At 65.8% G+C, this 20,909-nt stretch carries 20 protein-coding genes; 17 read left to right on the top strand and 3 right to left on the bottom strand.

Annotated elements, in window-relative coordinates:
* Positions 1–58 precede the first annotated feature (58 nt).
* Both greA and ABFO07_RS12620 read left to right on the top strand, forming a co-directional pair.
* Positions 59–535, top strand: coding sequence for a transcription elongation factor GreA (greA, locus tag ABFO07_RS12625; protein ID WP_059566923.1), 477 nt, complete (start codon positions 59–61; stop codon positions 533–535).
* A gap of 14 nt (positions 536–549) precedes the next feature.
* Positions 550–1,008, top strand: coding sequence for a DUF4149 domain-containing protein (locus tag ABFO07_RS12620; protein ID WP_059566924.1), 459 nt, complete (start codon positions 550–552; stop codon positions 1,006–1,008).
* 43 nt (positions 1,009–1,051) lie between these two features.
* On the opposite strand, the gene ABFO07_RS12615 is transcribed toward ABFO07_RS12620, so the two are convergent.
* On the bottom strand, positions 1,052–1,579 hold the full coding sequence (locus ABFO07_RS12615) for a YhbY family RNA-binding protein (RefSeq protein WP_059566925.1): 528 nt from the start codon (positions 1,577–1,579) through the stop codon (positions 1,052–1,054).
* Positions 1,580–1,756: 177 nt separating this feature from the next.
* Here ABFO07_RS12615 and ABFO07_RS12610 point away from each other — a divergent pair, with 177 nt between their 5' ends.
* From ABFO07_RS12610 to phoR, 11 genes are all read left to right on the top strand, one after another.
* A complete protein-coding gene (locus tag ABFO07_RS12610; RefSeq protein ID WP_059885492.1) occupies positions 1,757–2,419 on the top strand; it encodes an RlmE family RNA methyltransferase in 663 nt (220 codons plus the stop codon).
* Between the two features lie 165 nt (positions 2,420–2,584).
* Positions 2,585–4,480 carry an ATP-dependent zinc metalloprotease FtsH gene (gene ftsH / locus ABFO07_RS12605; protein WP_059906964.1) on the top strand — a complete coding sequence of 632 codons (1,896 nt, stop codon included), beginning with the start codon at positions 2,585–2,587 and terminating at the stop codon, positions 4,478–4,480.
* Positions 4,481–4,508: 28 nt separating this feature from the next.
* Entirely contained in the window at positions 4,509–5,450 is a 942-nt protein-coding gene (gene folP, locus ABFO07_RS12600; RefSeq protein ID WP_059566928.1) for a dihydropteroate synthase, read from the top strand.
* Positions 5,451–5,474: 24 nt separating this feature from the next.
* The gene (gene glmM / locus ABFO07_RS12595; protein WP_059566929.1) at positions 5,475–6,830 is read left to right on the top strand and encodes a phosphoglucosamine mutase; all 1,356 of its coding nucleotides are present in this window, start codon (positions 5,475–5,477) and stop codon (positions 6,828–6,830) included.
* A 416-nt stretch (positions 6,831–7,246) separates the two neighbouring features.
* Positions 7,247–8,281 (top strand): phosphate ABC transporter substrate-binding protein PstS, encoded by a 1,035-nt coding sequence (gene pstS / locus ABFO07_RS12590; protein ID WP_059891502.1) that lies wholly within the window; start codon positions 7,247–7,249, stop codon positions 8,279–8,281.
* A 94-nt stretch (positions 8,282–8,375) separates the two neighbouring features.
* Entirely contained in the window at positions 8,376–9,362 is a 987-nt protein-coding gene (pstC, locus tag ABFO07_RS12585) for a phosphate ABC transporter permease PstC (protein ID WP_059566931.1), read from the top strand.
* Entirely contained in the window at positions 9,359–10,252 is an 894-nt protein-coding gene (gene pstA, locus ABFO07_RS12580; RefSeq protein WP_059811003.1) for a phosphate ABC transporter permease PstA, read from the top strand. The genes pstC and pstA overlap by 4 nt, the downstream gene beginning before the upstream one ends.
* A 15-nt stretch (positions 10,253–10,267) precedes the next feature.
* Positions 10,268–11,116 (top strand): phosphate ABC transporter ATP-binding protein PstB, encoded by an 849-nt coding sequence (gene pstB / locus ABFO07_RS12575; protein ID WP_059566934.1) that lies wholly within the window; start codon positions 10,268–10,270, stop codon positions 11,114–11,116.
* Between the two features lie 18 nt (positions 11,117–11,134).
* Positions 11,135–11,839: a phosphate signaling complex protein PhoU gene (gene phoU / locus ABFO07_RS12570; RefSeq protein WP_059566935.1), complete on the top strand. Its 705-nt coding sequence runs from the start codon at positions 11,135–11,137 to the stop codon at positions 11,837–11,839.
* A 33-nt stretch (positions 11,840–11,872) separates the two neighbouring features.
* Positions 11,873–12,574, top strand: coding sequence for a phosphate regulon transcriptional regulator PhoB (gene phoB / locus ABFO07_RS12565; protein ID WP_059566937.1), 702 nt, complete (start codon positions 11,873–11,875; stop codon positions 12,572–12,574).
* A 58-nt stretch (positions 12,575–12,632) separates the two neighbouring features.
* The gene (phoR, locus tag ABFO07_RS12560) at positions 12,633–13,952 is read left to right on the top strand and encodes a phosphate regulon sensor histidine kinase PhoR (protein WP_059811004.1); all 1,320 of its coding nucleotides are present in this window, start codon (positions 12,633–12,635) and stop codon (positions 13,950–13,952) included.
* A gap of 104 nt (positions 13,953–14,056) precedes the next feature.
* On the opposite strand, the gene ppk1 is transcribed toward phoR, so the two are convergent.
* Positions 14,057–16,120, bottom strand: coding sequence for a polyphosphate kinase 1 (gene ppk1 / locus ABFO07_RS12555; protein ID WP_059906968.1), 2,064 nt, complete (start codon positions 16,118–16,120; stop codon positions 14,057–14,059).
* Between the two features lie 274 nt (positions 16,121–16,394).
* Between ppk1 and ppx the strand changes: the two genes are divergently transcribed.
* On the top strand, positions 16,395–17,909 hold the full coding sequence (gene ppx / locus ABFO07_RS12550) for an exopolyphosphatase (protein WP_059566942.1): 1,515 nt from the start codon (positions 16,395–16,397) through the stop codon (positions 17,907–17,909).
* Positions 17,910–17,946: 37 nt separating this feature from the next.
* Here ppx and ABFO07_RS12545 read toward each other — a convergent pair whose 3' ends face one another.
* Entirely contained in the window at positions 17,947–18,378 is a 432-nt protein-coding gene (locus ABFO07_RS12545; protein WP_347467399.1) for a hypothetical protein, read from the bottom strand.
* Between the two features lie 783 nt (positions 18,379–19,161).
* On the opposite strand from ABFO07_RS12545, the gene ABFO07_RS12540 reads away from it, so the two are divergent.
* The 3 genes from ABFO07_RS12540 to ABFO07_RS12530 are packed head-to-tail and all read left to right on the top strand — an operon-like array spanning position 19,162 to position 20,906.
* Entirely contained in the window at positions 19,162–19,854 is a 693-nt protein-coding gene (locus tag ABFO07_RS12540; RefSeq protein WP_059885496.1) for a beta-ketoacyl synthase chain length factor, read from the top strand.
* On the top strand, positions 19,838–20,632 hold the full coding sequence (locus tag ABFO07_RS12535) for a lysophospholipid acyltransferase family protein (protein WP_059566948.1): 795 nt from the start codon (positions 19,838–19,840) through the stop codon (positions 20,630–20,632). The genes ABFO07_RS12540 and ABFO07_RS12535 overlap by 17 nt, the downstream gene beginning before the upstream one ends.
* Positions 20,607–20,906 carry a phosphopantetheine-binding protein gene (locus ABFO07_RS12530; RefSeq protein WP_059885673.1) on the top strand — a complete coding sequence of 100 codons (300 nt, stop codon included), beginning with the start codon at positions 20,607–20,609 and terminating at the stop codon, positions 20,904–20,906. Before ABFO07_RS12535 ends, ABFO07_RS12530 begins: the two co-directional genes overlap by 26 nt.
* The last annotated feature ends 3 nt before the right edge of the window (positions 20,907–20,909 follow it).

Raw genomic sequence — 20,909 nt, 5'->3', positions numbered from 1 at the left:
GGAATGCGCTTAATCGCGGTGATTTTTTTTATAGCCGTTTTTAGCGATTGAGCCGTTTATGAGCACCATTCCGTTGACAAAGCGTGGCGCAGATCAACTGCGCGATGAATTGCAGCGCCTCAAGTCCGTCGAGCGGCCGGCCGTGATCAATGCGATCGCGGAGGCGCGCGCGCAGGGCGACCTGTCCGAAAACGCCGAATACGACGCAGCCAAGGAAAAGCAGGGCTTCATCGAGGGCCGCATTGCGGAGATCGAATCGAAGCTGTCGGCCGCGCAGATCATCGATCCGACCGTGCTGGATGCCGATGGCCGCGTGGTGTTCGCCGCCACCGTCGAACTCGAGGATCTCGAGTCCGGCGACACCGTCAAGTATCAGATCGTCGGCGACGATGAAGCCGACCTCGATCACGGCCTGATCTCGATCAGCTCGCCGATCGCCCGCGCGCTGATCGGCAAGTCCGAAGGCGACGTCGCGGCCGTGCAGGCGCCGAGCGGCGTGCGCGAATACGAAATCATCTCGGTCAGCTACATCTGAAGCGGGGCGACACGATGCCGCATCGCGTGTTCCGCCTGCTGTCGGCCGTCTGGGTTGGCAGCCTGCTGACGATCGGGTATGCGGTCGCGCCGGTGCTGTTCAATTCGCTGGAGCGGATGACGGCCGGTTCGGTCGCCGCCCAGTTGTTCCGCATCGAGGCGATCCTCGGCGCGGTGTGCGGCGTGCTGCTGCTCGTGCTGTCGAACCAGCAGGTGCGGCGCGGCTGCGACGAATATCGCCGCGTGCGCTGGATTCTCGCGGCGATGGTCGGGTGCGTGCTGGTCGGGTATTTCGCGCTGCAGCCGTTCATGAACGCGCTGCGCGTGGCCGCGATGGAAGCGGGCACCGACATTGCGCATTCGGCCTATGCGGGCCGCTTCGGGATGCTGCACGGCGTGTCGAGCCTGTTCTACCTGGTCGAGAGCGTGCTCGGGCTGATGCTGATCTGGAAAATGCCGGCGCGCGACGCCTGAGCATCGCGCGAGCCGGCAGGCGGGCGCTGCGCGCCCGGCAGGATTACTTGTCCTGGAACGGCCGCTTGGTGCTCGCCTGGCGCTTTTTCGCGCGCTTGACGGTGCCGCCCGCGGTCACGCGCTCGTTGCCGCGCACCGTGACCTTCGTCGGCTTCGGCCGGCGCACCGGGCTCGCGTTCGGCGACACCTTGACGACCTTCACGGTGCGCGGCGCACGGCCCTTCTTGTCGGCGGCGGCTTCGCCCGCGCTCGGCAGCGCGCTGCCGCGGCGGCCGCGAACGGGCGCCGGCGCGGCTTCCTCGGGCTTCCAGATCACGAGCAGCTTGCCGATATGCTGGATCGGCGCGGCGTTCAGGCGGTCGCAGATCTCGTCGTAGATCGCAACGCGCGCGTCGCGCTCGTCGCCGAACACGCGGATCTTGATCAGCTGGTGCGCGGCGAGGTGCACCTTGATTTCATTCAGGACGGCGTCGGTGAGCCCTTCGGCGCCGATCAGCACGACCGGCTTGAGCGCATGGGCCTGGGAGCGCAGCGCGGAGCGCTCGGCGGGGGTAAGCGAAAGGGCGGGCATGGAATGTCGAATTCAAAATAAGGGCGCGCAACACCGGCATAAGCCGCGTCAGCCACGCGCCGAAACCACGTAAAATCGCGGCTTGGGCCTGGGTGGGCCTCAGCCGCGCGAAGAAGACGCGTATTATCCGCCAAAAGCGCGGCTTCACGAAGCAAATGGCAGCAATCTCTCTCTCGAATGGCAAAGAATCGCTTTAACCAGCACTGGCTGCACGACCACATCAACGATCCGTACGTCAAAATGGCGCAGCGGGAAGGCTATCGCGCGCGCGCCGCGTACAAGCTGAAGGAAATCGACGAGCAGGACAAGCTGATCCGTCCGGGCCAGGTGATCGTCGACCTCGGCGCGGCGCCGGGCAGCTGGAGCCAGTACGCGCGCAACAAGCTCGCGCAGGGCAAGAAGCGCGACGCGACGCGCGAAGGCGGGATCGACGGCACGATCGTCGCGCTCGACATGCTGCCGATGGAGCCGATCGCCGACGTGAATTTCATCCAGGGCGACTTTCGCGAGGACGAGGTGCTGCATCAGCTGGAGGCCCTGCTCGAAGGCCGGCCGGTGGACCTTGTAATTTCCGACATGGCCCCCAACCTGTCGGGGGTCGCCTCTGCGGACGCGGCGCGCATCGAGCACGTGTGCGATCTCGCGCTCGATTTCGCGCAGAATCACCTGAAGCCGGATGGCGCGCTGCTGGTGAAATGCTTCCACGGCAGCGGCTACAGCCAGATTGTCGAGAAATTCAAACAGCAGTTTAAGATTGTCGCGCCGCGCAAGCCCAAGGCGTCCCGCGACAAATCGTCCGAAACGTTCATCTTGGGGCGGCACCTGAAGCATCCGCGCTGACGCGGAGCCGGGGCCGCAAACGGGCTCCGGCCCTTGCCAGGCAAGCCGTTGGCTATTGCAGCGGTTGTCAATGCTTATGGCGGGGGTGGTCGGACTGGATTAGAATGACCGAGGGGCGCCGCAAGGAAAATGTAGGCGCTCGTCTACGAGTGAAGGAGTGGTGCTTTGAACAACAATATGTTTTCGAAGGCAGCAGTGTGGCTGGTGATCGCACTGGTGCTGTTTACGGTGTTCAAGCAGTTCGACAAGCCCCGCGTCCAGGAAGGCGTGTCCTATTCGCAGTTCATGGACGACGCCAAGAACGGCAAGGTCAAGACTGTCGTCGTGCAGGGGCGCAACCTCACCGTCACTCCGGCTGATGGCCAGAAATACCAGATCGTGTCGCCCGGCGACATCTGGATGGTCGGCGATCTGATGAAGTATGGCGTGCAGGTCAGCGGCAAGGCCGACGACGAGCCGAACGCGCTGATGTCCGCGCTGTACTACCTCGGGCCGACGATCCTGATCATCGGCTTCTGGTTCTACATGATGCGGCAGATGCAGGGCGGCGGCAAAGGCGGCGCGTTCTCGTTCGGCAAATCGCGTGCGCGGCTGATCGACGAGAACAACAACGCGGTCAACTTCTCCGACGTCGCGGGCTGCGACGAAGCGAAGGAAGAAGTGTCCGAGCTGGTCGACTTCCTGCGCGATCCGCAGAAATTCCAGAAGCTGGGCGGTCGCATTCCGCGCGGCGTGCTGCTCGTCGGCCCCCCGGGTACCGGCAAGACGCTGCTGGCTCGCGCGATCGCGGGCGAAGCGAAGGTGCCGTTCTTCAGCATCTCGGGTTCCGACTTCGTCGAAATGTTCGTCGGCGTCGGCGCGGCCCGTGTGCGTGACATGTTCGAGCAGGCGAAGAAGCATGCGCCGTGCATCGTGTTCATCGACGAAATCGACGCGGTCGGCCGCCATCGTGGCGCCGGCATGGGCGGCGGCAACGATGAGCGCGAGCAGACGCTGAACCAGATGCTCGTCGAGATGGACGGCTTCGAAGCGAATTCGGGCGTGATCGTGATCGCCGCGACCAACCGCTCGGACGTGCTCGACAAGGCGCTGCTGCGTCCGGGCCGTTTCGACCGCCAGGTCTACGTCGGCCTGCCGGACATCCGCGGCCGCGAGCAGATCATGCGCGTGCACCTGCGCAAGGTGCCGATCGCGAACGACGTCGACGCGGCAGTCATCGCGCGCGGCACGCCGGGCTTCTCGGGCGCGGATCTCGCGAACCTCGTGAACGAGGCGGCGCTGTTCGCCGCGCGTCGCGGCAAGCGGATCGTCGAGATGCAGGATTTCGAGGACGCGAAGGACAAGATCTTCATGGGTCCGGAGCGCAAGTCGGCCGTGATCCGCGAGGAAGCGAAGCGCGCGACCGCGTACCACGAGTCGGGCCACGCGGTGATCGCGAAGCTGCTGCCGAAGGCCGACCCGGTGCACAAGGTCACGATCATCCCGCGCGGCCGTGCGCTGGGCGTGACGTGGCAGCTGCCGGAGCACGACAACGAGACGTACTCGAAGGATTACCTGATGGATCGCCTGGCGATCCTGTTCGGTGGCCGTGTCGCCGAAGAGCTGTTCATGAACCTGGTCAGCACCGGCGCGTCGGACGACTTCAACAAGGCGACGCAGACGGCGCGTGCCATGGTGGCTCGCTTCGGCATGACCGATGCGCTTGGCCCGATGGTGTACGTCGATGACGAGAGCGACAACGGCCCGTTCGGCCGCGGCTTCACGCGTACGATCTCGGAAGCGACGCAGCAGAAGGTCGACGGGGAAATCCGCCGCGTGCTCGACGAGCAGTACAGCCTCGCTCGCCGCTTGCTGGAAGAGAACCGCGACAAGGTCGAAGCGATGACCGCCGCGCTGATGGAGTGGGAGACGATCGACGCCGACCAGATCAACGACATCATGGAAGGCCGTCCGCCGCGCTCGCCGAAGAGCTCGCCGGCTGTCGGCGGCGATGCGTCGTCGGGTGGCAGCGGCACCGAAGTCAAGCCGGGCAACGCACCGGCGCCTGCTTCGCCGGCATAAGTTCCGCTGTTGTACCGTTCACGGGCTGGTGTGGCTTCACACCGGCCCGTTTTGCATTCATTCACCCCAGTCGCTCGTGTCCGATCCCGCTTCCTCCGCATTCATTCCCGCGCCGCTCCAGTGCGGCCGCTTCACGCTGACGTTCGAACGCCCGCTCGTGATGGGCATCCTCAACGCGACACCCGATTCGTTTTCCGACGGCGGCCGCTTCCTCGCCCGCGAAGATGCGCTGCGCCAGGCCGAGCAGATGCTCGCCGACGGCGCCGACATCCTCGACATCGGCGGCGAATCGACCCGCCCGGGTGCGCCGCCGGTGCCGCTCGACGAGGAGCTCGCGCGCGTGATCCCGCTGATCGACGCGCTGCGCCCGCTGAACGTGCCGCTGTCGGTCGATACCTACAAGCCGGCCGTGATGCGCGCGGCGCTGGCCGCCGGCGCGGACCTGATCAACGATATCTGGGGCTTCCGGCAGGACGGCGCGATCGACGCCGTGCGCGACGGCAACTGCGGGCTGTGCGCGATGCACATGCTCGGCGAGCCGCAGACGATGCAGGTGCACGAGCCGGACTACGGCGACGTCGTCACCGAGGTGCGCGATTTTCTCGCGGAACGCGCGCAAGCCCTGATGGACGCCGGCATCGCAGCGGAGCGAATCTGCGTGGATCCGGGCTTCGGATTCGGCAAGGCGGTGGTCGACCACAACTACGCGTTGCTCGCCGCGCTGCCCGACACCACGCCCGCGCGGCCCGACGGCCGGCCGTACCCGATACTCGCGGGGATGTCGCGCAAGTCGATGCTCGGCGCGGTGATCGGCGGCAAGCCGCCGATGGAGCGCGTCGCGGCAAGCGTCGCGGCCGCGCTGTGCGCGGTGGAGCGGGGCGCCGCAATCGTGCGGGTGCACGACGTCGCGCCGACGGTCGACGCGCTGAAGGTCTGGATTACCGTGCGCGGGGCCGCACGGCATCGATAAGTCAGAACAGGAGGAAGATTCTTTATGGGACGTCGATATTTCGGCACGGACGGCATTCGCGGCACCGTCGGCGAGGCGCCGATCACGCCCGATTTCGTGTTGCGGCTCGGCTATGCGGCGGGCAAGGTGCTGGCCGGCTCGGCCGACGTCGCGCCGGGCGCGCGCCCGACGGTGCTGATCGGCAAGGACACCCGCGTGTCGGGCTACATGCTCGAGGCGGCGCTGGAGGCCGGCTTTTCCGCGGCCGGCGTCGATGTGATGCTGGCCGGCCCGATGCCGACGCCGGGCGTCGCGTACCTGACGCGGGCGCTGCGCCTGTCGGCGGGCGTCGTGATCAGCGCGTCGCACAATCCGTATCACGACAACGGCATCAAGTTCTTCTCGGCGGACGGCAACAAGCTGCCCGACGAAACCGAGGCCGCGATCGAGGCGTGGCTCGGCAAGCCGCTCGAATGCGCGCCGTCGGACGGCCTCGGCAAGGCGCGCCGCCTCGACGACGCGGCCGGCCGCTACATCGAGTTCTGCAAGAGCACGTTCCCGGCGGCGTTCGACCTGCGCGGCATGAAGCTCGTCGTCGACTGCGCGCACGGCGCTGCCTATCAGATTGCACCGCACGTGTTCCACGAGCTCGGCGCGGACGTGATCCCGATCGGCGTCGCGCCGAACGGCTTCAACATCAACGACGGTGTCGGCGCGACCGCGCCCGACGCGCTGGTGCGCGCGGTGCGCGCGAATCATGCCGATCTCGGCATCGCGCTCGACGGCGACGCGGACCGCCTGCAGGTGGTCGACGCGAACGGGCGGCTGTTCAACGGCGACGAGCTGCTGTACGTGCTGGTCAAGGACCGCATCGCAACTAACGGTCAAGTCGAAGGGGCGGTGGGAACGCTGATGACGAATCTCGCCGTCGAAGTCGCTTTGCAGCGCGAGGGGGTGAAGTTCGTCCGCGCGGCGGTCGGCGACCGCTACGTGCTCGAGCAGCTGCGCGAGCATGGCTGGCAGCTTGGCGCGGAGGGGTCGGGGCACATCCTGTCGCTCGATCGGCATACGACCGGCGACGGCATCGTGTCGGCGCTGCTGGTGCTGGCGGCGCTCAAGCGCAGCGGCCGCACGCTCGCGCAGATGCTCGAAGGCGTTACGCTGTTCCCGCAGAAGCTGATCAACGTCAGGATGAAGCCGGGCGCGGACTGGAAGGGCCATGCATCGATCCGCTCCGCGATCGACGCCGCCGAGCAGGCGCTGGCCGGCAGCGGCCGCGTGCTGATCCGCGCGTCGGGCACCGAGCCGGTGCTGCGCGTGATGGTCGAGGCGCAGCAGGCGGCAGATGCGAGCCGCCATGCGGAGGCTATCGCCGACGCGGTGCGCGCCGCAACCGCCTGACACCGACCGGCGGCGGCACGCGTTGGCGTGCCCGCCGCCGGCGCGCTGTCGGTCGTCGGCATCGGATCCTCGTCCGGTGCCCGTGACTGTCTCAACGATGCCTGCGGCTGCCATCCGCACGGCAACCCCTTCCGACCCTGGAATCGCGCCGTCCTGCCGCGTCAAACAGGTTCTGATCAGCCGCCGCCTTGCCGGCGCAACGGCCTTTCCCTGCATCGGCCGCTTCTCCCCGCCGGGCTTCATCGCCCGCGCGCCCGCCGCGGGCCGCGTCCCGGCACGCGAATTTCACGGTGCCTGATCGCCTTTCAAGTAGTCATGTTACTGTCACGCCAGTTTCATCGATTGTCACATTACCGTCATGAGCAGCCCCTAACCTTCGCGGTGCCGTAGTCATCCGCTCACACACTGGAGGTCTCATGAAATTGATGCAAACCGCGATTGCTGGCCTGGCTGGCGCGCTTTTCGCCGTTGCCGCGCATGCCGCCGACATCACGGGCGCAGGCAGCACCTTCGCCATGCCGATCTATACGAAATGGGCTGCCGATTACCAGCAGGCCGGCGGCGCGAAGATCAACTACCAAGGCATCGGTTCGTCGGGCGGCCTGAAGCAGATCATCGCGAAGACGGTCGATTTTGCCGGTTCGGACGCCCCGCTGAAGGACGAGGATCTCGCCAAGGACGGCCTGTTCCAGTTCCCGACGGTGGTCGGCGGCGTGGTGCCGGTCATCAACGTGCCGGGCGTGAAGGCCGGTGAACTGGTGCTGTCGGGCGCGGTGCTCGGCGACATCTACCTCGGCAAGATCAAGAAGTGGAACGACCCGGCGATCGCCGCGCTGAACCCGAAGGTCAAGCTGCCGGATACGGACGTCGCAGTGGTGCGCCGCGCCGACGGCTCGGGCACGAGCTTCATCTGGACGAACTACCTGTCGAAGGTCAACGACGAATGGAAGTCGAAGGTCGGCGAAGGCACGACGGTCAACTGGCCGACGGGCACGGGCGGCAAGGGCAACGACGGCGTCGCGGCATTCGTGCAGCGTCTGCCGGGCGCGATCGGCTACGTCGAATGGGCGTACGCGAAGAAGAACAACATGGTCTACACCGCGCTGAAGAACTCGACGGGCACGGTGGTCGAGCCGAAGACGGAAACCTTCAAGGCGGCGGCTGCCGGCGCGAACTGGTCGAAGTCGTTCTACCAGATCCTGACGAACCAGCCGGGCAAGGAAGCATGGCCGGTCGTCGGCGCGACGTTCGTGCTGCTGCACGCGAAGCAGGACAAGCCGGAGCAGGGCGCGGAGACGCTGAAGTTCTTCAGCTGGGCGTTCAAGAACGGCGAGAAGGCGGCTGACAGCCTCGACTACATCTCGCTGCCGCCGGCAGTCGAAGCGGAAATCCGCAAGCAGTGGAAGACCAAGGTGACGGACGCAGCCGGCAAGCCGGTCGCGGCGGAGTAAGCGTCACAGCGGTTCGCTGCCCGGTCGCGCCGGCCGGGCAGCGTGTGCGGTAAGGCCGGGCGTCATGGCGCCCGGCATTCAAAAGCAGGCACCCATGTCTGATATTTCGTACGCATCTTCCCGGTCTGCCGGCCCCGCGCAGCAGCGCGCCCCGGGCCGCCTCGGGGATATCCTGTTCGGCAGCCTCGCCCGGCTCGCCGCCATCGTCACCCTGCTGCTCCTCGGCGGCATCATCGTCTCGCTGATCGTCGCGTCGATGCCGACCATCCAGAAGTTCGGCCTCGGCTTCCTGTGGCATGCCGAGTGGGATCCGACGGTCGACAACTTCGGCGCGCTCGTACCCATCTACGGCACCATCGTGACGTCGCTGATCGCACTGCTGATCGCCGTGCCCGTCAGCTTCGGCATCGCCCTGTTCCTCACCGAGCTGGCGCCCGTGTGGCTGCGCCGTCCGCTCGGCATCGCGATCGAACTGCTCGCCGCGATCCCGTCGATCGTCTACGGGATGTGGGGGCTGCTCGTGTTCGCGCCGATCTTCGCCAACTATTTCCAGAAGCCGATCGGCCGCCTGTTCGAGAACGTGCCCGTGCTCGGCCCGCTGACCGCCGGCCCGCCGATCGGCATCGGCATCCTCGCCGCCGGCGTGATCCTCGCGATCATGATCATCCCGTACATCGCATCGGTGATGCGCGACGTGTTCGAGGTCACCCCCGTGCTGCTGAAGGAATCGGCATACGGGATCGGCTGCACGACCTGGGAAGTGATGTGGAAGATCGTGCTGCCCTATACGAAGACCGGCGTGATCGGCGGCGTGATGCTCGGCCTCGGCCGCGCGCTCGGCGAAACGATGGCCGTGACGTTCGTGATCGGCAACACGAACCTGCTCGATAACGTATCGCTGTTCTCGCCGGGCAACAGCATCACGTCGGCGCTCGCGAACGAGTTCGCCGAGGCGTCGCCCGGCCTGCATACGTCGGCGCTGATGGAACTGGGCCTGATCCTGTTCGTGATCACCTTCATCGTGCTGGCGATCTCCAAACTGCTGCTGCTGCGTCTCGAGAAAGGAGAGGGCAAGAAATGAGCGAGCCCGTACTGAACTTCCCGGGCCCGGACGGCGCCGTGCTCGACGCAATGCGCAGCCGCCTGCAGCGCAAGCGCAAGATCACCAACGCGATCGCGCTCACCGCGTCGCTCGGCGCGATGCTGTTCGGCCTGATGTGGCTCGTGTGGATCCTCTACACGACGCTGCACCTCGGCATCGGCGGCCTGTCGCTGCAGCTGTTCACCGATTCGACGCCGCCGCCGAACACGGCGGGCGGCGGCCTGGCGAACGCGATCGTCGGCAGCCTGCTGCTGGTCGGTTTCGGCACGCTGGTCGGCACGCCGATCGGCATCCTCGCGGGCGTGTACCTCGCCGAGTACGGGCAGAAGAACGTGCTCGCGAGCACGATCCGCTTCATCAACGACATCCTGCTGTCGGCGCCGTCGATCGTCGTGGGCCTGTTCGTCTACGCGCTCGTGGTCGCGAAGTCGGGCCGCTTCTCCGGCTGGGCCGGCGTGATCGCGCTCGCGCTGCTGCAGATTCCGATCGTGATCCGCACGACCGAGAACATGCTGAAGCTCGTGCCGAACGCACTGCGCGAGGCGGCCTTCGCGCTCGGCACGCCGAAGTGGCGGATGATCCTGAAGATCACGCTGCGCGCATCGGTGGGCGGCATCATCACCGGCGTGCTGCTCGCGGTCGCGCGGATCGCCGGCGAAACGGCGCCGCTGCTGTTCACCGCGCTGTCGAACCAGTTCTTCTCGCTCGACATGAGCCAGCCGATGGCGAACCTGCCGGTCACGATCTTCAAGTTCGCGATGAGCCCGTTCGCGGAATGGCAGTCGCTCGCATGGGCGGGCGTGTTCCTGATTACGCTCGGGGTGCTCGGACTCAACATCCTGGCGCGCTCGATCTTCTCGAAAAAGTAACGGCGGAGCAATCCGATGAATATGGCAGAGAGCCACCTGAATCCCATCGAACGCGTCGCGGCGCCCGCAGGGTCGCACGGCACGGCGGACGGCCGCCCGCTTGCGCCGCTGAATGCGAAGATCGAGGTCAACAACCTCAACTTCTTCTACAGCAAGTTCCACGCGCTGAAGAACATCAACCTGAGCATTCCCGAAGGGAAGGTGACGGCGTTCATCGGCCCGTCGGGCTGCGGCAAGTCGACGCTGCTGCGCACGTTCAACAAGATGTACGCGCTCTATCCGGAGCAGCGCGCCGAAGGCGAGATCATGATGGACGGCGAGAACCTGCTGACCACCAAGCGCGACATCTCGCTGCTGCGCGCGCGGATCGGCATGGTGTTCCAGAAGCCGACTCCGTTCCCGATGTCGATCTATGACAACATCGCGTTCGGCGTGAAGATGTTCGAGAAGCTCACGCGCTCGGAAATGGACGACCGCGTGGAGTGGGCGCTGACCAAGGCCGCGCTGTGGAACGAAGTGAAGGACAAGCTGAACCAGAGCGGCTACGGCCTCTCGGGCGGCCAGCAGCAGCGTCTGTGCATCGCGCGCGGCATCGCGATCCGTCCGGAAGTGCTGCTGCTCGACGAGCCGTGCTCGGCGCTCGACCCGATCTCGACGGGCCGCATCGAGGAGCTGATCGCGGAGCTGAAGAGCGACTACACGGTCGTGATCGTCACGCACAACATGCAGCAGGCGGCGCGCTGCTCGGACTACACGGCCTACATGTACCTGGGCGAGCTGATCGAATTCGGCGAAACCGAAAAGATCTTCATCAAGCCGGTACGCAAGGAAACGGAAGACTACATCACCGGCCGCTTCGGTTGATGACGGAGAACAACAGCCATGTCGGATAAACATTTGTCGAGCCAGTTCGACGCCGATCTCAACGCGGTGTCGTCGAAAGTGCTGGAGATGGGCGGGCTCGTCGAGGCGCAGATCATCGGCGCGATGCACGCGCTCAACGAATTCGACCGCGACGCGGCCGAGAAGGTGATCGCGAACGAAGACATCCTGAACACGATGGAAGTCGACATCGACCAGGAGTGCGGCAACATCATCGCGCGCCGCCAGCCGGCCGCGCGCGACCTGCGTCTTCTGATGTCGATCTCGAAAACGATCACGAACCTCGAGCGCGCGGGCGACGAGGCGGAGAAGATCGCGAAGCGCGTGCGCCGCCTGATCGACGAGCCGATCGCGCGCACGGTCAACATCGCCGAGATCAAGGTGTCGGGCGAGATGGCCGTGACGATCCTGCGCCGCGCGCTCGACGCGTTCGCGCGTCTCGACACGGTCGCCGCCGCGCAGATCGTCAAGGACGACAAGGAGATCGACCAGGAATTCCGCGCGTTCGTGCGCAAGCTCGTGTCGTACATGCAGGAAGACCCGCGCACGATCTCGGTCGGCCTCGAATACCTGTTCATCGCGAAGGCGATCGAACGGATCGGCGATCACGCGAAGAACCTCGCCGAATTCATCATCTATATCGTGAAGGGCACCGACGTGCGGCACCAGCCGCGCGACACGCTCGATCGCGAAGCCAACAGTTGAGCGCCTGCGCTCGAGACGAACCAAGAGGTGCCGATGCCCAGCAACATTCTCGTCATCGAAGACGAACCCGCGATATCCGAATTGATTTCGGTGAATCTCCAGCATGCCGGACACTGCCCGATCCGCGCGTACAACGCGGAGCAGGCGGCGAACCTGATCAGCGACGTGCTGCCCGATCTCGTGCTGCTCGACTGGATGCTGCCGGGCAAGTCCGGCATCGCGTTCGCGCGCGACCTGCGCAATAACGAGCGCACGAAGCATATCCCGATCATCATGCTGACCGCGCGCGGCGACGAGCAGGACAAGGTGCTCGGCCTCGAGATCGGCGCGGACGACTACGTGACGAAGCCGTTCTCGCCGAAGGAACTGATGGCGCGCATCAAGGCGGTGCTGCGCCGCCGCGCGCCGCAGCTGACCGAGGACGTCGTGTCGATCAACGGGCTGCGTCTCGATCCGGCCACGCACCGGGTGGCCGCGCACGCGGAAGGCAGCGAGATCAAGCTCGATCTCGGGCCGACCGAGTTCCGCCTGCTGCACTTCTTCATGACGCATCCGGAGCGCGTGCACAGCCGCACGCAGCTGCTCGACCAGGTGTGGGGCGACCACGTGTTCGTCGAGGAGCGCACCGTCGACGTGCATATCAAACGATTGCGCGCGGCATTGAAACCGGCCGGCTGCGACGCGATGATCGAAACGGTCCGCGGCAGCGGCTACCGGCTCGCGAAGCACGCGTGACGCACGAGCGGTGCGCGCTGCGCCGCGCCAGGCCTTTCAACTTTTCGGACGCTGAATCATGAACATCATCTGGGCGCGCTTTCTGGTGTCGCTCGTGTTGCTCGTGCTGATCAGCGTACTGGTCGGCTTCTTTGCCGGCCCGACCGCGGGGCTCGTGTTCGCGGTCGTGATGCTGGTCGCCCAGGGCTTTTTCGCCACGTTCCATACGCAGCAGCTGTGGCGGCTGCTCGACGCGCCCGTGTATGGCGAAGTGCCGAGCGCGCCGGGCATCTGGGGCGAAATCTATTACCGGCTGCACAAGCTCGCGAAGCAGTGGCATGCGCAGGTGCGCCAGGTCGAGCAGCAGCATGCGCGCTTCATCCAGGCGATCCAGGCGTCGCCGAACGGCGTCGCGATGCTCGACGACCGCGACCAGATCGAATGGTGCAACGCGATCGCCGAGGTGCATTTCGGCCTCGATGCGAAGCGCGACCTGCGCCAGCACATCACGAATCTCGTCAGGCATCCGGATTTCGTCCGATACCTGAATTCGCAGCACTACGAGGAGACGCTCGTGATGCACGGGATGGGCGGCGCGCGGCAGAACGTGCTCGCGGTGCAGGTGTTCCCGTACGGCGAGAATCGCAAGCTGCTGCTGACGCAGGACATCACCGAGCTCGAGCGCACCGACGCGATGCGGCGCGACTTCGTCGCGAACGTGTCGCACGAGCTGAAGACGCCGCTCACCGTGCTGTCGGGTTTCCTCGAAACGATGCGCGAGCTGCCGCTCAACGAGGAGGACCGCGCGCGCTACCTCGACCTGATGGATCAGCAAGCGTCGCGGATGCATCACATCGTCACCGACCTGCTGGTGCTCGCGAAGCTCGAGGGCGAAAGCAAGCCGGCCGTGGATCGCCCGGTCGACATGCGTGCGGTGTTCGACCATCTGAGGGAAGACGCGCAGACGCTGTCGAACGGGCACCACGCGATCTCGTTCGCGCTCGACGAGACGCTCGCGGTGGCCGGCGCGCAGACGGAGATCTTCAGCGCGTTCGCGAACCTCGTCACCAACGCGATCCGTTACACGCCGGAAGGCGGCAGGATCGCCGTGTCGTGGCGGCGCGAAGCGTCGCAGGCGGTGTTCTCGGTGACGGACAGCGGGTTCGGCATTCCGGCCGCGGACCTGCCGCGCCTGACCGAGCGCTTCTACCGCGTCGACCGCAGCCGTTCGCGCGACACGGGCGGCACCGGGCTCGGGCTCGCGATCGTCAAGCACGTGCTGCAGCGGCACGACGCGCACCTGTACATCCAGAGCGAGGAAGGGCGCGGCAGCACGTTCACCGCACGCTTCCCGGCGCTGCGCACGGTCACCGTGAAGCCGGCGGCGTACGAGGCCTGATCGCGGTTCGGCAGCAGCCGATAAGCAAAAAGCGCAGCCCTTGCACGGGCTGCGCTTTTTTTATGGGCGCGCGGTGCGAAGCCGCGCGGCACGCACGACGCGCGTCAGGTGCAGAACTTCGCGAGCAGCCCGAGCTGCGCGTTGCGCATCGTCTTGCCCGCGCGGCGGCGCCGGTAGTGGCCGTCGCTGTGCATCAGCCACGCCGACTGGTTGTCGCCGAGGAACACCGACAGGCCCTCCTGGATCACGCGGCGCTTGAGCTTGCGTTCGCGGATCGGGAACGCGACCTCGACGCGGCGGAACAGGTTGCGATCCATCCAGTCCGCGCTCGACAGGTAGACGTCTTCGGCGCCGTTCGCGTGGAAGTAGTAGATCCGGTGATGCTCGAGGAAGCGGCCGACGATCGAGCGCACGGTGATGTTGTCCGACAGCCCCGGCACGCCCGGCTTCAGCGCGCAGACGCCGCGCACGATCAGGTCGACCTTCACGCCGGCCTGCGAGGCCTCGTACAGCGCGGCGATCACCGACGGCTCGAGCAGCGCATTCATCTTCGCGACGATGCGCGCGCGCTTGCCTGCGCGCGCGTGTTCGGTCTCCGCGCGGATCGCGTCGATGATGCGCGGATGCAGCGTGAACGGCGATTGCCACAGCTCGTTCAGCGTCAGCTCGCCGCCGATGCCGGTGAGCTGCTGGAACACGTGGTGGACGTCCTCGCAGATCTTCTGGTCGGCCGTCATCAGCCCGAAATCGCTGTAGAGGCGCGCGGTGCGCGGATGGTAGTTGCCGGTGCCGAGGTGCACGTAGCGGCGCAGCGATGCCTTGCCGCCCCGCACGACGCGCCGCACGATCAGCATCATCTTCGCGTGGCACTTGTGGCCGACGACGCCGTACACGACATGCGCGCCGACGGATTCGAGCTGCGACGCCCAGTTGATGTTGGTTTCCTCGTCGAAGCGCGCGAGCAGCTCGACGACGACGGTCACTTCCTTGCCGTTGCGCGCGGCTTCCATCAGCGCGTCCATCAGCGGCGAGTCGGTGCCGGTGCGGTAGATCGTCTGCTTGATCGCGACGACGCTTGGGTCCCGCGCGGCCTGCTGCAGCAGTTCGAGCACCGGCTGAAAGCTTTCGTACGGGTGATGCAGCAGGACATCGCCGGCGTCGATCGCGTCGAACATCGTCGGCGCATTCGCGATCGCCGGCGGAATCGACGCGGTGAACGGCGCGAACTTCAGGTCGGGCCGGTCGACGAGATCGGGAATCTGCATCAGCCGCACGAGGTTCACCGAACCGGTGACGCGGTAGCAATCCTTCTCGCTGAGGCCGCCTTCCTCGAGCAGGCGCCGCACGATGTGCGGCGGCGTGTCGGCGGACACCTCGAGGCGCACCGCGTTGCCGAGATGGCGCGCGGGCAGTTCGCCCTGCAGCGCGACGCGCAGGTTGGTGATTTCGTCTTCGTCGACGAACAGTTCGCTGTTGCGCGTGATGCGGAACTGGTTGCAGCTCTTCACGACGAGCTGCGGGAACAGCTCGCCGACGAAGCGCTGCATGAACGAGCTCAGCAGCGCGAAGCCGTGTTCGAAGCCCGACAGCGCGTGCGGCATGCGCACCACGCGCGGCAGCGCGCGCGGCGCCTGCACGATGCCCATCACGGCCTGGCGGCCGAACGCGTCGCGCCCTTCGAGCTCGACGACGAAGTTCAGGCTCTTGTTCAGCACGCGCGGAAACGGGTGCGCGGGATCGAGGCCGATCGGCGTCAGCACCGGCAGCAGTTCGTCGAGGAAATAGCGCCGCGCCCACTCGGTCTGCTCGTCGTTCCACGTGTCGCTGCTGTGGAAGTAGATGCCTTCCTGCTCGAGCGCCGGCAGCACCGTGTCGTGCAGCATCGTGTATTGCCGGTGCACGAGCCGCTGCGCGCGCTCGACGACGAGATCGTACGCGTGTTGCAGCGACATGCCGTCGGGCGTGATCGCGCCGGGATTGTCGCGGATCTGCTCCTGCAGGCCGGCCATGCGGACTTCGAAGAATTCGTCGAGGTTGCTGCTCGTGATGCAGATGAAGCGCAGGCGTTCGAGGAGCGGGACATTGGGATCGGCTGCCTGGGCGAGCACGCGCTCGTTGAAGTCGAGGATGCCGAGTTCACGGTTCAGAAGCGGATAGCGGACGGACATCGGCAAAGTAGGGGGCAGGTCGGGCGATGACTCGAAAGGACGCTCGGAAACTCTCACGATGAGATGACGTGCTGATGACGGTTGGCGTGATGCGTGAGCAAATTCTACGCCGTAATCCTTTCGTCTCATAAAAGTTTCGCCTATATACAATGCTGCGGTGTGCATGCCCGGCGAACGTGACACCGGCAAGCGTTCCACGCTTAAAATGTCGCCTTTGAATGACTGCCTCGCGGCGTGCGGATGCTGCGGGTGCGCGCGCACGGAGCCCCCTCTGATGGTTACAACCCCCCACTTGCTGGCTGCCGTGGATCTCGGCTCGAACAGCTTCCGGCTGATCGTCGGGCGCATCGAGGAAACGCCGGCGGGCAGCCAGATCTATCCGGTCGACGCATTGCGCGAGCCGGTGCGACTGGCGGCCGGCCTGTCGCGTGACAAGATGCTCGACCGCGCGTCGCAGGAGCGCGGCTGGGAGGCGCTCAAGCGGTTCGGCGAACGGTTGCGCGATTTCCACCCCGATCACGTGCGCGCGGTGGCGACCAATACGTTGCGCGTCGCGAAGAACGCCGGCGAATTCCTCGTCGAGGCCGAAGCGGCGCTGGGTTTCCCGATCGAAGTGATCGCGGGGCGCGAAGAGGCGCGCCTGATCTATGCCGGCGCCGCGCATTCGGTGCCCGCGAGCGCGGGCAAGCGGCTCGTCGTCGACATCGGCGGCGGCTCGACCGAGTTCATCATCGGCTCCCACTACACGCCGCTCGTGATGGAGAGCCTGTACATCGGCTGCGTGAGCCATAGCCGCGCGTTTTTCCCGGCCGGCAACGTCGACGAATACACGATGCGGCAGGCCGAGCTCGCGGCCAAGCGCGAGATCCAGATCATCTCGAGCGAGTACAAGAAGGCGGGCTGGGACCAGGCGATCGGCTCGTCGGGCACGGCCCGCGCGCTCGCGGAGCTCGTCGAGGCGAACGGCTTCAACGATCCGGGCGTGACGCACGGCATCTCGCGCGGCGGGCTCGAGCGCCTGAAGCGCGCGCTGATCAAGTCGGAGAACGTCAACCGGCTGAAGCTCGTCGCGCTGAAGCCCGACCGCGTGCCGGTGCTCGCCGGCGGGCTCGCGATCATGCTCGCGGTGTTCGAGGAGCTCGGCATCGACTATGTCGACACGACCGACGGCGCGCTGCGTCTCGGCGTGCTGTACGACCTGCTCGGACGCTCGCAGCATGAGGACATGCGCGCGGTCACCGTCGAAGGCTTCACGCGCCGCTATGGCGTCGATCGTGCGCAGGCGGAGCGGATCGCCGCGCTCGCGGTGCGCTTCTACGACCAGTTGGGGGAGCCGGACGACGAGCGTCGCGAGGAAAGCCGGATGTTCGTCGGCTGGGCGGCGGCGCTGCACGAGATCGGCCTGTCGATCTCGCACAGCTCGTACCACAAGCATTCCGCATACATCGCGAGCAACGCGGACATGCCGGGTTTCTCGCGCACCGACCAGGCGCGCCTCGCGGCGCTCGTGCTCGGTCATGCGGGCAAGCTCGGCAAGCTGTCGCAGGCGCGCGAGGTCGAATGGCCGCTGCTGTTCTGCCTGCGCCTCGCCGCGCTGCTGTGCCGGCGCCGGACCGACGCGGGGCTGCCGGACCTGTCGGTGTCGCAGATGAAGAAGGGCGGGTACGAGGTGCGCCTGCCGAGCGCCTGGGTCGAGCAGAATCCGCTGACCGACTACAGCCTCAGCCAGGAGGCGGCCGAGTGGGAGAAGGTCGGCATCCCGTACCGCGTGGTGTATACGGGCGCGTGAACGGGCGGGGGCCGCTGGCGGCCGCCGGGCTGCGCGCTCAGTCCGACGCGCAGACGATGGCGGTGAGGAACGGGAACGCGGCTTTCACGGTCGCATCGCTGCCGGCCTTGCGCACGGCCGCCTCGACCGAGCTTTTGGTGCCCCGCACCACGACCCCGTACGCCCATTGACCGATCGGCGTGCCGCTGCCCTGGCGGAAGATCGGGTCGTCCGCCTGGTAGCCGAGCACGACGTAGACGCCGTAGCCGTATGCGGTCAGTTCGTGTTCGGTGTGAAACGCGTTTACCGAATTCGACTCGACGTGCATCGGCTCCGGCCGGATGTCGCCGGCGGCCAGCAGCGGCGCGACGAACTTGTGGCCATTGGAATGGCAGTCGAGCGCGTCGTCGAGCGGCTTGGCGAAAGCGATGCCGGGCGCTGTCAGCGCCAGCAGCGCGCCGATGAGGGCAGTCTGGAGAACGTTTTTCATGCGTGGGTGTCGGTTGTTGCCGGCTATTATCGCGTGTTCGCGCGCAGGCCGTCGTGCAGGGCCGAACGCGTGTGGGCAAGAAAAGGGTGCGGTTCGCTTCCTTTCGTGCGCGCAAGGCAGCATGCCCGATCAATACAAAAATCATTCATTTGCCATACAAATAGCATTCATGCGGAATATGACGCAGCGTGGATGATCTTTTTCATTCTTCATATTATTAATCGGAACGCTTCGGCCAATTTCATCGCTGTGAATCCCCCGCACCTGCATTAGGACTTTTTTTGCGGTGCACCCTCAAGTTTTCACGGGCGATGCCGTTATCGTCATCGGATAAGGTTCGTGCGTCGACGCGCTGCGGCGCTTGCCCGCTTGTATTACGTGAGCGCGGGGAATTGGTGCTTTTGCAAAGTTGATTTCGACTTGTTGGTCGATTTTTGCTCCTCGATTCGCGCATGAACGGAATGCGCGCCGGCCGCGGTCTGTTTCCTGTTCGTGCGTAATCGGGGTGTTCCGGCCGTATCGTCGAGCCGATGGTGAATCATTCACATTCGATCGGCTTTGCTAAACATGGTTAAACGGCAGAAGTGGGCAACGCGGCGTTCGTTGATTTCATCGAGGTATCTGTTAGAATCCGCCGCGCACTGTGGTGTTCGGGAACTCTGTAATCCTGACGAGTCTGCGGCGATTTGCCAAATGAATCGACGGGAGCGGCGCGCATTCTGCGGGGCGGCGCGAATATCGAAATAACGACGCTTTCAAAAAAATACCTCAACGAGAACAACAATGGCCGATTTGCATTGGACCATGCCAATCGCCAGATGGACGTCGATTTCGACCACGGGGATGCCGAGCGTCGAATTTATCGATCCGATGGTGCGTCGCAGGCTGAGCCGGTTGTCCCGGCTCGCGTTGCAGGCAGCCCACGACTGTGTCGGGGAGCATGGCGCGCTGCGCGTGGTGTTCGCTTCTCGTCACGGCGAGCTGGCCCGCACGACCGGCATCCTCGAAGACATCAGTGCCGCGGAACCGATTTCCCCCACCGCATTCAGCCTTTCCGTCCTTAACGCCGCAAGCGGCGTGTTCGGCATCGCGCGTGGCGACCGGTCCCCCGCCACGGCGGTCGCCGCCGGGCCCGAGACCCTCGGCTATGCGCTGCTCGAGACGTTTGCGCAATGCGCGTCCGCGCCGTCGGCGCCGGTGCTGCTCGTCTACGCGCACGAACCCGCCGATCCGGTGTACGGCGCACCCGACGACGATGCGCAAAGCGAAGCGCTGGCGATCCTGTTCGATGCCGGTTCGGCCGTCGGCCACCTGACGTGCGAAATGCGCGCGTCCGTCGCGGGGGATGCGGCGGGCATCGCGCCGGATCGCACGCAAAGCGCGGCGATCCGGCGTTGCCTGTCCGAGCGCGCGAATGCGGCGTGGCAGGGCGCCGATGCATCCTGGCGCTGGAGCTGGCATGACCGCGCGGCTTGACTACGGCTGGCGTCTCGTCGCAACCGGGATCAGCCTCGCGTTCTTCGCGGCGTGCGGCTGCGCGTTTTCGCTGGCGCTGATCGTCGGCGGCGCGCTGTGGCCGCACAAGCGCTCGCGTCAGCGCGCGGTGACGTTCGTCATTCATCATTTCTTTCGCATGCTCGTCGCCGTGTTGCAGCGGATCGGCGTGATGACGCTCGACGTGTCGGGTGCGTCGCGGCTGCGCGACGGCGGCCCGTCGATCGTCGTCGCGAATCACCCGACCTGGCTCGACGTGATGGTGCTGCTGTCGCTGACGCCGAAGGCCTGCTGCGTCGTCAAGCGGGGGCACTGGGGCAATCCGTGCTTCTGGGGCATCGTGCGCGCGGCCGAATACGTGAGCAATGCCGACGCGATCGAGCTGGTCGAGGCCGGCGCGCGGCAACTGGCGGCGGGCTACACGATGATCATTTTCCCGGAAGGCACGCGCAGCCCGGGCGCGAATCGGCTGCATGCGTTCTCGCGCGGCTTCGCGCACATGGCGCTGCAATCGGATCGCCCGATCCAGCCGGTGCTGATCGATTGCGATCCGCCGGTGTTCACGAAGGCGCTGCGCTGGTATCACGTGCCGCCGCGCGCGTTTCGCATGCGCATCGACGTGCTCGAGCCGATCGAACCGGGCCGGCTGTGCGGCGAGCCGACGTCGTCGTCGCTCGCGGCACGCGGGATCGCGCACGCCATCGAGACGCACATCACCCAACACCTGTTTCAACATGGATACTTTAAAGCTGCAAATTAAGCGTCTGCTGATCGACATGCTCGACCTTCACGACATGACCGTCGACGACATCGACGACGATGCGCCGCTGTTCTCGACCGACGGCATCGGGCTGGATTCGGTCGATGCGCTGGAAGTCGGGATCATGCTGCGCAAGCAGTTCAACCTGACGATCGCCGCGAACGACGAATCCACGCGCGCGCATTTCCGCTCGGTCAACACGCTGGCGGCATTGATCGCCGGTCAGCAGGCGAACCAGGAATCGAACAAAGCCGTCATGGCAAAAGGGGAGTGACTC

This window comes from Burkholderia stagnalis (assembly GCF_039848545.1).
In the GTDB taxonomy this organism is placed as follows: Bacteria; Pseudomonadota; Gammaproteobacteria; order Burkholderiales; family Burkholderiaceae; genus Burkholderia; species Burkholderia stagnalis.
This window is presented reverse-complemented; position numbering and strand designations above follow the sequence as displayed.